This is a genomic window from Sphingobacterium sp. NPDC055346 (genome assembly GCF_053645235.1).
Genome location: NZ_JBSHMI010000011.1, coordinates 35,341 through 48,915 on the forward strand (window position 1 = coordinate 35,341; position 13,575 = coordinate 48,915).

General features: G+C 40.6%; 10 protein-coding genes and 1 riboswitch. Of the genes, 6 read left to right on the forward strand and 4 right to left on the reverse strand.

Annotated features, from left to right (window positions below):
* Positions 1-87: 87 nt before the first annotated feature.
* The 3 genes from ACWICE_RS18775 to ACWICE_RS18785 all read right to left on the reverse strand — a co-directional run bounded on the left by ACWICE_RS18775 (position 88) and on the right by ACWICE_RS18785 (position 2,570).
* The gene (locus ACWICE_RS18775; RefSeq protein ID WP_185213942.1) at positions 88-1,044 is read right to left on the reverse strand and encodes a methylenetetrahydrofolate reductase; all 957 of its coding nucleotides are present in this window, start codon (positions 1,042-1,044) and stop codon (positions 88-90) included.
* A 47-nt stretch (positions 1,045-1,091) separates the two neighbouring features.
* A riboswitch (SAM riboswitch) is annotated at positions 1,092-1,192 on the reverse strand.
* Between the two features lie 179 nt (positions 1,193-1,371).
* Positions 1,372-1,899, reverse strand: a complete 528-nt coding sequence (gene rimM / locus ACWICE_RS18780) for a ribosome maturation factor RimM (protein WP_185213941.1) — start codon at positions 1,897-1,899, stop codon at positions 1,372-1,374.
* Positions 1,900-2,033: 134 nt separating this feature from the next.
* Positions 2,034-2,570, reverse strand: coding sequence for a 30S ribosomal protein S16 (locus tag ACWICE_RS18785; RefSeq protein ID WP_454298993.1), 537 nt, complete (start codon positions 2,568-2,570; stop codon positions 2,034-2,036).
* A gap of 211 nt (positions 2,571-2,781) precedes the next feature.
* Here ACWICE_RS18785 and ACWICE_RS18790 point away from each other — a divergent pair, with 211 nt between their 5' ends.
* From ACWICE_RS18790 to ACWICE_RS18815, 6 genes are all read left to right on the forward strand, one after another.
* Positions 2,782-6,153: a UvrD-helicase domain-containing protein gene (locus ACWICE_RS18790; protein ID WP_454298994.1), complete on the forward strand. Its 3,372-nt coding sequence runs from the start codon at positions 2,782-2,784 to the stop codon at positions 6,151-6,153.
* A gap of 9 nt (positions 6,154-6,162) precedes the next feature.
* Positions 6,163-9,060, forward strand: coding sequence for a PD-(D/E)XK nuclease family protein (locus ACWICE_RS18795; protein ID WP_454298995.1), 2,898 nt, complete (start codon positions 6,163-6,165; stop codon positions 9,058-9,060).
* Positions 9,061-9,092: 32 nt separating this feature from the next.
* Positions 9,093-9,992: a LysR substrate-binding domain-containing protein gene (locus tag ACWICE_RS18800; protein WP_185213937.1), complete on the forward strand. Its 900-nt coding sequence runs from the start codon at positions 9,093-9,095 to the stop codon at positions 9,990-9,992.
* 72 nt (positions 9,993-10,064) lie between these two features.
* Positions 10,065-11,108, forward strand: a complete 1,044-nt coding sequence (locus ACWICE_RS18805) for a c-type cytochrome (protein ID WP_454298996.1) — start codon at positions 10,065-10,067, stop codon at positions 11,106-11,108.
* A gap of 5 nt (positions 11,109-11,113) precedes the next feature.
* Complete coding sequence (locus ACWICE_RS18810) at positions 11,114-11,587, forward strand: DsrE family protein (protein ID WP_185213935.1); 474 nt, start codon at positions 11,114-11,116, stop codon at positions 11,585-11,587.
* Positions 11,588-11,620: 33 nt separating this feature from the next.
* Positions 11,621-12,538 (forward strand): molybdate ABC transporter substrate-binding protein, encoded by a 918-nt coding sequence (locus ACWICE_RS18815; protein WP_454298997.1) that lies wholly within the window; start codon positions 11,621-11,623, stop codon positions 12,536-12,538.
* Positions 12,539-12,606: 68 nt separating this feature from the next.
* Here ACWICE_RS18815 and ACWICE_RS18820 read toward each other — a convergent pair whose 3' ends face one another.
* Entirely contained in the window at positions 12,607-13,476 is an 870-nt protein-coding gene (locus ACWICE_RS18820; RefSeq protein ID WP_093101040.1) for a cupin-like domain-containing protein, read from the reverse strand.
* Between the last annotated feature and the right edge of the window lie 99 nt (positions 13,477-13,575).

Consider the following 13,575-nt stretch of genomic DNA (forward strand, 5'->3'; position numbering starts at 1 on the left):
TAGTTAAAAAACTCTCCTCATGATAAACGACAAAAGGCGAATGAAATCATTCGCCCTTTGTTCTTATTTTAGAGTTAGTCAATTTAATTACACTAATTTTTCAACGATATTTTTAGTAGGTCCAGGATTACTCATGGTGTAGAAATGCAGTACTGGTACTCCAAAGTCTATTAGTTCCTTACATTGCTGTACTAGCCATTCTTCGCCAACTCGCCTAACATCCGCATTGGTTTTACAGGATTCCACGGCATCACTCAGGTCCTCTGGAATATCTAAGTGGAAAATCCGAGGAAGGGTAATCAATTGCTTTTTGGTTGTTAACGGCTTAAGTCCTGGAATAATAGGAACATGAATATCATTTTCCCTACACTTCGTCACAAATTCCTTATATTTTTCTACATTAAAAAACATTTGGGTAACGATAAATTCAGCTCCCATTTCCACCTTTTTCTTCAACCATTTAAAATCGGTGTTGAAATTAGGTGATTCAAAATGCTTCTCGGGGTATCCGGCAACCCCGATACAGAAATTAGTCTTTTCGGATGAGCCTATATCTTCATGTAGGTAAGAACCTTCGTTCATATCCACCACTTGTCTCAATAGGTCGGTTGCATAAGCATGTCCTCCAGCGGTCGGAATAAAGTCGGCATCTCCTTTTCTGGCATCACCTCTCAGCACCAATACATTATCGATACCTAAGAAATTCAGGTCGATAAGTGCGTTTTCAGTTTCTTCTTTGGTGAAACCACCGCAGATCAGATGCGGAACCGCATCGACTTTATATTTACTCATGATGGCAGCACAGATGGCTACCGTACCGGGTCTTTTTCTATAGGACACCCTTTCCAACAATCCGTTAGCATGTTGTTTGTACAGGTAGTCCTCACGGTGGTACGTCACATCGATAAAGGGAGGTTTGAATTCCATCAGTTCATCCATCGTTTGGAAGATACTTTGGATACCCTGCCCCTTAGCAGGAGGTAACAGCTCAAAAGAATATAAGGTCTTGCCTTTCGCGTTCTTGATGTGATCTACGATTTTCATAAAAATATATTAAGGCTTAGAGAGAACACAGTGAACACTGATTCTTTGGCTTATCTTTCCCATTTTGGGGGTAGAATGTAGCACCTTGACTGGTGTCAGGTTGCTAAGGCTTCAGCGGGTCTAGTCCCTCTGCCTTTCTCTATAAGCGAGGGCTAATATCGTCAATAGCAAGGTAATCTCAAAATGTTTCAAGAAAAAACTTTGCGGATGGCATTGAATCAGAAGGAATCAGGGTTGGATGGACGGGACATATAAATGAATGGAAGAAGGTATCATCATAAAAAATGGGCGTGATTGACACGCCCATTCTCTTTTCAAAATATCTTATTAATCTTCTAGGTACATATCGATCAAACCCTCAGGTAGGTTCAGAACGATAATCTTTTCCTCGGGGTCTATGCCGACGATGAAGTCCTCGTTTAGGGGAAACATGGCGTCTCGGCCATCGATATCTACGGTTGCGATAAATTGCTGTGGCATCTCTTGGACATGGGTAATTTCGCCCAATTCGCCTTCATCTTCCTCAATAGCGGTATAACCTACTAGATCATGATAGGTAAAATCATCGGGATCGCGTTCCGGCATTTTATCGTTTGGCAGGTAGATCTGCTTTCTCAATAAAGGTTGGGCTTTGTCAATATGGTCAACATCTTCAAAATTGACATAAGCTGTGCTGTTATTGTGAAACTTGACCTTTTCTACAAAGAATGGCACCAATTTCTTGTCCATCTCCAAGAAAACTACATCCAGATCAAGGTCCATATAGTTATCAAATTCAAAAAACAGTTGCAGTTCACCCTTCAATCCTCGGGTTTTACTGACATAACCGATATAAAAACATTGATCTTTCGTCATATTCACAAATTAATTTCCAAAAATACGGAATTCTTTTTCTGTTGGGATTTTAGGGATGTAAAAACAAGATAAAATGGGAACAAAAAAGCCGGTTCATAGAATGATCCGGCCATTTTGAATACTTTATGAAGAGATTATCCTTCAGTTTCTTCAATGTTTTCAGTAGCATCAGCAGCTTCTTCTGCTTCTTCTGTAGCTGTTTCTTCAGCAACAGGAGCGTTTTTAGCAGCGATAGCAGCAGCTCTGTCTTCTTTTTTCTTAGCTTCAGCAGCTAAAGCAGCTTTCTTAGTTTCATCCTTAGATTTCGCTAAGCCTGATTTCTTTCCTTCGATTTGAGCATCTTTACCTTCAGCCCATTTAGTGAAAAGTTCTTCAGCTTTAGCTTCATCAAAAGCTCCTTTTTTCACACCGCCTTGTAAGTGTTTTTTGTATAAAACACCTTTGTAAGAAAGGATAGCGCGAACTGTGTCAGTAGGTTGGGCACCTTTGTTCATCCAGTCTAACGCTTTTTCGAAATCCAAAACGATAGTTGCTGGGTTAGTGTTTGGGTTGTAAGAACCTAAACGCTCGATGAACTTACCATCACGTGGTGAACGGCCGTCTGCTACTACTACGTGGTAAAAAGGTTTTCCTTTTTTACCGTGTCTCTGCAATCTGATTTTAGTTGCCATGTTTTTTCTTTATTTATGTATTCAACATATCCCCCGTTGCTTCATGCAGGAGGGGACGCAAAGATACAAAGTATTATCAATTAATACAATAGAGAATTTAAAGCTGTTTTACCTGTAAAATATGTACTCCTTCCGAGCTATAATCTTGAAAAAGATTTGAGTAATCTCCCAATAATACCGATATTCAGATACTTCAAACCATTGACATCTTATGCAAAGAATTGCTCCTTTAAGGATTGTAAAAGCTTCCGCTGGATCTGGAAAAACATTTTCTCTCACCGTACATTACCTGACCCTGTTGCTATCAAAAGAAAGCAGCTATCGGGAAATCCTTGCCGTTACCTTCACCAACAAGGCCACGGCCGAAATGAAAGGCCGTATTATGTCAGTCCTTCATGGCTTGGCAATCGGCAGTACAGCAGATGACATTGAGCAGTACAGACAGCAATTATTGCAGCAGAATACGCAATGGGACCCTGTAAGCATTCAGGAAAAAGCCAATCGGATCTACAGGAGGATTCTGCATGATTACAGCCATTTCTCGGTAAGTACCATTGATGGTTTTTCGCAAAAGGTGATCCGTAGTTTTACCTACGAACTGAACCTCGATTCTGGCTATGCCATCGAGATGAACACCAACAAAGTGAAGCGTGACCTGACCGTTATGCTGAACGAACTGTTGGATGAAAGACCGGACCTGTTGGAATGGATCATCAATTATGCCGAACAGAAGATCGGGAAGAATGAGAACTGGAATTACCGACAGCAGTTAATGGGTTTGGCAGGGTTGATTTTCTCGGAGAACTTCCAGGAGTTTGACAGTTTTATGATTTCTGCTGATACAGACAGGATATTCAACCTGCTCAACAAAGAAATTGATGAAAAGACCAATGCCTTTTTGGATGCCTTGGTTCAAGGGATTGAAACTTTCAAAGCTGAATATCGCCGATTGGGCGTTGATGATTCAGAAATGAAGGGAAAATCCAGGAACAAACTGGTAGCAGCCAGCAAGATCAACATAGACCCCAAAAAGATTTCTACCTCTGATATCCAGGAAAAGATATTTGACAAGTTTTTGGTTTTGTTGGATAATGAAGAGCATTATATCGACGACAAAAAGGAGGTTAGGTATGAATATATGCAGGGCATCCGTCCAGCATTGGATGCCATCCTATCCTTACAGCAGCATTTTGCAAATTATATTGCTTATCAAGCCGTACAGACCAACCTGTATTTCCTGAGGTTGCTCAAAGAAATGAGTGACCTGCTGAGTCAATGGAGAAAGGAAAACTCTGCACAATTGATCTCGGATGCACAGATACTATTGAACAAATTGGGCTTGGATGAACACAGTGACCCGACCTTTATCTGGGAAAAGATTGGCAACCGATACAATTACTTCCTGTTTGATGAGTTTCAGGACACTTCACGAATACAATGGAAAAACTATAGCCCATTGCTCCTAAATGCTCTTGCTGATGCTACGGGCAAGATTGCAGAACATTTAGTGGTAGGCGATGTGAAACAGAGTATTTATCGTTGGCGAAACGGGGACTGGCGAATCCTTTTGCAACAGATCGACCAGCAGGTTTCGCAGAATTTCCACCTGAACGAAAATCAGATAAATGAATTTATTGATAACGGAACCTTGGACACAAATTTCCGCAGCCTTCCGAATATCATTAATTTCAATAACTACCTATACGAAAAGATCCCTAGTCTATTACAGCAAGTTTTGAACGAGAAAGTTGGCGAAAGTTTGGGCGAGGAAGGCATGACTTGGTGGAATGCTACGGGCAACAATAGCTTACTTGAAAAAGCTTATCAAAACAGCAGGCAACTGATCCCTGAAAGAAAGCTTCAGACCGGCAAACCCATGGGAAATATTGAAATCTCCTTTTTCCCAGTCAGTGATGGTCGAGCGCGGAACAATCAAGTGATGGAGGCTTCGGTAGAGGCCCTTTGTTCCAAGATTGCCGAATGGATCAGGACTGGAAAATATAAGCCAGCGGATATTGGGATTCTGGTCAGGAGCAATGCGCAGGCAAAATTGGTCATCCAAGAACTGATGCGCTTCAAAAACACCGAGAACCTGAACTTTGAGGTCATCTCTGGAGACGCCCTAAGTCTAATATCGAACCATGCCGTCAATCTGATCATTGAAACCTTAAGGTCATTGGTTTTTCAATCGGAGAAACACGTTTTACACCTTGCCAACATGGCTTATCTTTTCCAATTGGCGCAGGGTAAATCCAACTTCGAGGAATCGGTATGGCTGAAGTTCAAGGACAACAATATCAAGGAACTGTCGGATGTTCTTCCGCTTACATTGATAGACTCATGGAGTCAATTGCAGAAAATGCCATTGGTCCATCTGGTAGAAAAACTGATCGATGTTTATCAATTAGGGAATGAAGGAAGTATTCATTTACCATACCTTTTAGCCTTCAAGGATATCGCTACAGCTTTCTCCACACAAGGGGAACGTGGAATCATACAGTTCCTGGAATATTGGGATGAAGATGGCGAAAGGGCTGTACTGCCATCAAGTGGCAAGGTCGATGCGATAGAGGTTAGCACGATTCATAAATCTAAGGGATTGGCCTATGAGGTGGTGATGATTCCATTCTCTTCCTGGAAATTAGATGGTCTGACCAATGGTGATTTTTGGATAGATGTAATGGATTCTCCCTTTTCAGAACTCGGAAAAATTCCTGTAAAATATACCCAAACCTTAGGTAAGTCGATCTTTTACAAACAATATTTTGAAGAGATGCTGTTTAACTATATGGATGCCCTAAATACTTTTTATGTAGCAACCACAAGGGCAAAAAGCCATCTCTATATTACTGCACCACAATTTAAGGATGAGGTTGACAAGAAAACTGGTGAGATACTGGGTTCTGAGGTCAAGAATGATTTTATTTCAGACCTTTTGATTCAGGTGCTAACTGCCAGCAATTCTCCATTCCGATTAGAGAACAATGAATTTACCCTTTTGGATGAGCCATTAGCCTCTGAGCAGTCAAACAAGAAGAAGGAAACTGAAGCGAGCATAAAAATTGAACTGAAGGATTATCCACAATCTTTAGCTCTAGAAACCGCTTTGGAAAAATCGACCTCAAGGAATATCAACACCATTTTGATGATGGAAAAGGCTGCACAATATGGGGTATTGGCGCATGAGATCGTCTCGCTGGTAAAGGATGAATCGGAAATCGACAAACTGGTAAACCAATATATTGAGGAAGGTATTTTGGCCAGGGAAGAGAAGGACCTTCTCTTGGAAGAAATACAACAGATCTGGAACCATCCAATCATTAACCAATGGCTGACGGGTAATTATAAGGTGTGGAATGAATCCAGCATCATCCTGGAGGATGGCAGTACCCAAAGACCAGACAAGGTGTTTACCAATGATCAGGAAACCATCGTATTGGACTTTAAATTTACACAAGGAGATTATATCAATCATAAAACGCAGGTAGGAAGATATATGAATGCATTGAGCAATGTAGGTTACGGCCATATCAAAGGCTATCTATACTACGCTAAATCGAAAGAATTAGTGGAGGTGAAATAAGGAAAGAACATGGAAAAAGCATTTTTAAGACTCGTTGCAGAAGACATTCAGGCTAAGTTTGGCCAAGATATATCAGATATTGCCATTGTATTCAATAACAAGAGGCCTATTACCTATCTGAAAAAACATTTGGTAGATGTATATGGAAAGGCCATTTGGTCACCACAGTTCTTTACCATTCAAGAGTTTTTTGCCCAATCAAGCAGCAATCTGCAGGCAACGGCATTAAGTCAGTTCTTCTACCTTTTTGAACTGCACAACGAATTATTGACCAAGGAAGGTCGTGATCCGGAGACTCTGGAGGAGTTCTACCCTATTGCGGAGATCATCCTGAGTGATTTTGGGCAGATCGATTATGATTTGGTACCGGTAGACCAGATCTATATGGAGTTGTTCGACAGCACTGAAATAGACCTTCATTTTCAACATTTCACGGAAGAGCAACAGTCTTTCATCAAGCAGTTTTGGAAATCCTTTAGCATGAAAGGGCATACAGCTGTTCAGCAGCGCTTTTTGGCACTATGGAAGCGATTACCAAAACTGTATAAAGCATTTCAGGAGAAATTAAAAAACGAGAAGCAGACCAACTACCCTATTCTATATCGGGAATTGGCCGAAGGTAAAGCCGAGAACCAAGACTTTATCAGAGAGCACAAGAAGGTCCTTTTTGTAGGATTCAATGCCTTGAACAGAGCTGAAGCACAATTGTTCAAAAAGTGGCAAGAAGAGGGCTTGGCCTTGTTTTACTTCGATGCGGATGCGCATTATCTGGATGATAAAATTCAGGAAGCAGGTTTATTCCTTCGTCGGAACTTATTTAATACCGGCCTAGTCAATGCATTGGGAGAGTCTCCAAATCTTATTGCCAACCGGAATACGGATGTCAACCTATACAAAAGCCTTGGAAAAAACAGTGAGGCTAAATTGCTGCATGATGTTCTGGCATTAAAAGACATAGATTTCAAAAATGAAACGGCCGCTATTCTATTGGCAGATGAAAGTCTGTTGGTGCCCTTGCTGCAAAGTCTACCCATTATGGACATCAATATTACCACGGGTTATCCCTTGATCCAATCAGCTATCTATGGATTGCTGGATCTATGGGCAGAGGTGCAAGTATTGATCACTCAACAGAAAAAGGAAAAAATACCCTACCAGCTATTGGAGACCTTCCTGAGCCATCCGATGACCAGGGTTAGTAGAAAACAGAGGCAAGATATACAGCGGGATTCTGCCAAGAGGCAGCTTTTTGAAATTCCAATTGCTGAGATTGACGTAAGTAGTTCAGCGCTTCCACATTTCTTCAGGAAATTAAATAATCCGGAAGAGCTTATCCCTCAAATGATCCATATTATCGACGATCTTTTGAGCAGTCTAGCCTTGGAAGGAAGGACTAAACTGATCGAATCCAATCTTTTGATCGAAACCAAAAAGGTTTTGAATCAGATGCACCTGGGTTTTGAAAAGCTGGGCAACTTGAGTGTCCTATTCCAAGTTGGTCTGATCAAGAAAGCATTATCTCCGATCAATTCAGCGATTGAAGGGGATCAGCTTCATGGATTGCAGATCATGGGTCTGCTAGAAAGCAGATGTTTGAATTTTGACCATGTGTATGTTTTAGGGGTCAATGAAGGAATTCTCCCGAAAACCTCAAGCTCTCCCACCTTTCTGCCGAATAACTTACGTAAGGCATACGGACTTCCGGTCTTAGAAAACCAGGATGCTCTTTCTGCTTATTTATTTTATAGACATTTCCAATACAGCGATGATATACACCTATTCTACAATGGAATCGTGGATGAAAGCAGTACGGGCGAGGAAAGTAGGTTCATCAAGCAGTTGATGTTTGAAACTAAATTTAATTTCATCAACCATATCCAACAACAACCTTTATTATTTCCAAATCAACCTCAGGAATTGGTCATCGAGAAAAAAGGAGCTATTTGGAACAAGCTTTATGAGAGTTATATCATCAATAAGAAACCGCTTTCAGCATCGGCATTTACTACTTACCTGATGTCACCGTTGCAGTTTTTCCTGAAATATGTGGCTGAGATCAAAGAACCACCGAGCATATCTCAGGAATTTGAAATGAATAAACTGGGGACAGTCATCCATAACTGTATGGAACATCTTCTAACGGCTATATTAGACCATAAAGATTTTGTTCCTACTTCGGAATTGGAGAAAGCGCTTGAAAATGTGGACACAATCGTAATTCAGGAAATAGGCAGGCAATATGAATCGGAATTACATGCCTTGGAAGACTTGAACAGTTTGCAGCGTATCATGCATAAAATATCTTCTGAATACATCAAGATGTACCTGCAATATGATATGGAGCAATATGAATCGATCAAGATCGTGGAGTTGGAAAATGATGTGGATTACCATTTGGACTTTGAGATCAACATCGATGGAACCCCTGAGAGGATCAATCTATATGGGATCATTGACCGTGTGGATGAGGTGATTACGAAGAATGGACAGCATAAACTTCGGATTGTGGACTATAAAACTGGGGCAGATCAAGTTATTTTTGGTAATTTGGATAAAGTATTTGCCGAAAACACCGAAAACAAAGCCTTATTGCAGACCTTATTTTACGCTTATGTCTATGAACAGGTTTCAGGACTGAAAGGATTGGAGCCACATCTATATGTTGCAAGACGTATGCGGGAAGATGGCACCTTATTTAGGAACAGAAGTGGTAGTTTGGTTTTTGAAGACCTGATCTTGGAGGATCAGAAGAAGGTATTTAAAGGTTTCTTGATAGAAACATTAGAGGAACTGTTCAATCCTGAGATACCATTCAAACATAATCCAGATGCTGTAGTTTATCCTTCAGACCCGTACACTTTGTTTTATAAGTACAGTGTTGCAGAAAAGGCCGAAGAGGAAGCTTAGGTGCGGTAAAACTTTATTTTGCAAGAATATCCATGTTAGAAGTCAATTTTAGAATCAAGGTTTTTTATCATGCCGCGAGGGATTTAAGCTTTACCAAAGCATCTAGAGAACTAAATATCAGTCAACCTGCAGTTTCCAAACACATTCAAGAACTGGAGAATACCATTGGTCAGGCGCTTTTTTTGCGTAATGGCAGCAGAATCCTGTTGACTGAGGCTGGTGCAACCTTAATGGAATCGGTGAAGGTCATCATCCATGAATATGAATTGGCTGATTATAAACTGGGGCTGCTCAACAATCAAATCCGTGGAAATTTGGTTATTGGAGCAAGCACAACCCTTGCTCAATATATCTTACCGAAGCTAATTGCCAAGTTTTCTGAACAGAACCCGCTGATCAATATCAAGCTGTTTACGGGCAATACGGCTCAGGTGGATCGCTGGCTCTATGAAAGGAAGATAGGATTGGGCTTTGTGGAAGGTATAGCTGAAGACCAATCCCTGAAATACAACAAGATCCTGGACGACCAGTTGATTTGGGTTGCCAGAACCACCCATCCCCTATTTAAACAATCGCCAATCTGCTTGGATGAGCTCAAAAAACAGGAATTTATCTTCAGGGAGCCTGGCTCTGGAACGAATGACATCGTATTCCAGAAGTTTAGTGAAAATGATATCAATGCCAGAGATCTGGTGAATCGGGTACAGATGTCGAGTTCAGAATCAATTAAACAATATATACGATATAGTAATGCCATTGGGATTCTATCCAAATACGCCGTTCAGAATGAATTGGAGAATGGAATTCTAAAACAAATAGAAGTTGAGGGCTTCGAAATCAACAGAGAGTTATATTTAGTTCATCTTCACGGGGAGCTGTCAGGGCTTCCAAAACAGTTTATACGCTTTATCAATCAATCACTTACAAAGTAAGATAACCTGAGGTTATAGCCCATAACATTTTACCGTTTTAGCTACTCCATTAACAAGCTTAAGTTTGTTCATATGGAAAACGATTTAAACAAACCACAAAACCTTCTCAAGGAAGTAAATAAGATTGCCAAACAGACCAAAATCGTGGCAGGCTTATTTATTTTCATCGTATTCGTTGTCCTCATGCAAGCATTGGGGTTCAACACCAATATATTTAAGGCCAAACTAGCTGCTGACAAAAAGCAGGATAGCGTGGCGACCAATTCCGTGAACCTGATCAAAGACTTTAAAATGGCACCCTATCCTGATTCTGAGGAAGGGAAAATGGCGGCCTATGGGGAAAAGCTAATCAAAGAAACGCCCAAATACCTTGGTCCCAACAACAAGCATGGCGATGTGTTCTCAGGCAATAATCTTGCCTGTGGCAGCTGTCACCTTAATGGCGGAACAAAGGAATATGCAGCACCCTACATCGGCTTAAGCGCCTTATTCCCTATTTATAGCGGCCGTGAGGGCAAAGTTGCAACAATAGAGGAAAGAATCAATGGCTGCTTTGAAAGGAGCATGAACGGCAAGAAACTGCCCTCAGAAAGCAAGGAAATGATTGCCATCGTGAGTTATATCAAACACTTGAGTAAAGATGTTAAAGTTGGAGGCAGGATAGAAGGTCAAGGCTTCGTGAAGCTAGAGACTCCTGACCGCAAGGCTGATCTTCAACATGGGGAGTCGGTATTCAAGACACAATGTGTAAGCTGTCACCAAGCTAACGGCCTGGGATTACCTAAAAAAGCTGATGAACCAGAGGAAGGTTATTTATACCCTCCACTTTGGGGTTCTGATTCCTTCAATGATGGCGCAGGCATGGGTAGAATGTTGACCGCAGCTAAATTCATCAAGGGCAATATGCCTTTGGGAGCAAGTGCTGATGCTCCTATCCTATCGGATGAGGAAGCATATGATGTAGCGGCCTTCATCAATTCCTTTGAAAGGCCTTCCAAAGTGAATAAAGAAAACGACTATCCTGATCTGAGCAAGAAACCTAAGGACAGCCCTTATCCACCTTTCGCTGATAAAATACCTGAAGAACAACATAAATACGGACCTTTTAATTTTTAAAAAGCATGAGAAATATAATTATTATTTGCAGTCTATTTTTAATGACTAGCAGCCTAGTAAAGGCACAAAGCAAATCAATTGACAACAAATTGATTGAAAACGCCAAGTTTGTTGGAGCGGAAACCCACAATAAACACTATAAAGCCATCTATCAATTAGACAGCAACAATCCTGATGTTGTTAAAAAGGCCTTTAGGAACATCAAGAACGTCTTGAATGACCCACGGTTAAAGGACAAGATTGAAGTGGAGTTGATAACTTTCTCTGGCGGTACTGAAGTGATGTTAAAAGACTCAGGCTATGAAGAAGCATTGAAAGAACTGATCGATAAAGGAGTTACGGTGGCTCAGTGCACAAACTCTCTGCAGGAGAGAAAACTGAAAAAAGAACAATTATATGATTTTATCGGCTATGTACCGAGTGGCAATGGTGAATTGGTCATCCGTGCTTCAGAAGGCTGGGTAATCGTAAAACCATAATACACGTTAATCCATTGTAGAAATATTGAATATATGAAGAATTTAAAACGAATATTATTACTTGCTGTTATATTGTTGATGAACAAAGCATTTGCCCAAGACCCTTTTCAGTATGATCCACCATGGAATACGCCGCCAAAGTCGGCAGTTGATTTCACCGTTCCAGGTATAGACAATGTTCCGGATCTGTTTGGTGATATCGTAGACCCGCAGTTAGTGGTGTTTTTTGCAGGAAACCAATTTATGGTCATGGATGATCTATTGGACGCCTTCAAAAAGAAACATCCCAAATATGAAAGGATCTTTGTGGAAACCTTGCCTCCGGGCATCTTGGCCAAACAAATAGAAGGTGGATCGATTACCATAGGAAATATGAGGATTACCCATAAACCCGATGTTTATGCAGCTGGCAAAAACAGGATCGACAGCATGCAAAGTCACTTCTCTAGAACAGAAGTCTATGCTTACAATAAATTAGCGATCATGGTTCCACAAGGAAATCCTAAAACTGTAAAAACGGTCCAAGATTTAGCTAAGAAAGATGTGAAGATTGCCATGCCTAACCCTGCATGGGAAGGTATAGGAAGACAGATTGTTTCAGTTTATAAAAAGTTGGGTGGCGACCAATTGGAGAAAACCATCATGAAGGATAAAGTAGCTGATGGATCAACCTACCTAACCAAGATTCACCACAGGGAAAGCCCTATGAAAATCCTTTACAAAGAGGTTGATGCTGCTCCTGTTTGGTATTCGGAGGTCGTATATCAAAAGCTATTAGATCATCCTGTAGAGATGGTTGAAATACCAAATGACCAGAATATCAAAGCAACATACATGATCGCCGAGATGAAGAACGCTCCAAGAGCCCAAGCAGCAAAAGATTTTGTTGATTTTATGAAATCTGATGAAGCAAAAGCGATCTATAAGAAATATGGATTTGAAACACCATAGTTTGTTTAATTAAAAAGAGAAGGGTTCCAATCAATGTTTGGAACCCTTCTCTTTTTATAGCTATTCGCTTATTTCTTATATTTTCTGATAGCTTTGTTCGCTCTTTTGGTTGCGGTGTCGATTTTATAATCAAGCCATTTATCTTTAAAGATCTTACGCATGGTGTCATCAAAGTGGCGTGTTACGAAAAGGTTTCTCGCACCCTTCAGTTTCTCGCTCAATGAATTCGCCAAAGCGCGGACAGAGATAGAATATCCCTCAGTTTCATATTGGATATAATGCCACCATCCAGCAGGCATGTACAAGGTCTCACCTGGATTGATTACCGCTTCATAACCATCTAAAAATTCTAAGCCTGGATAATCTTTTACATCGCTCTTTTTCAGGTTGGCAATGCTATGGAAATTATAAGGCAATTTATACATAAGGTCAGACTGGTTGTTCGGGAATAACCAGATACGCTTTGCACCTTGGAATTGCGAGATGAATACATGGGACATGTCAATATCAAAGTGGTTCCTAGTTGCAGAACCTTCACCACCGAAGAACATATAAGGTAACCACTGGATTACCTTGCCACCTGTAACATCATTGAATATGACGTCTTTTTTCAGTTCAGGTCTTATTTTCATAAGGTTAAACAAGAATAGACGAAGCTCAGTAGGTTCTTTACGGATCATATCCAAGTACTCTCCAAAGGTCATCTTTCCAACCGGAGGACTTGCTGCATGGTTTTGTGACTCCTCTTCCCGACCATAAACGTCGATTTTTTCGTTACCCGCTATTTCCTTGAAATAGTCGTAGCTCCACTTATTCCAACAAGGGCTATCCTTACTGATAAAGTCCTTGATGATAACAGGCTGACTCTTATTCAGATAGTCCCTAACAAAGTCTTTAGGAGCTATTCCAGATATACTATTAACAGGTTTTAATTTCACAATATTCCCATTTTTGAGTTAATGCAAACATAAAAAAAATATTTCTACAATAAATATACCCAACCCAGATGAAGGGAATATTTATGACTATTTTTTGGT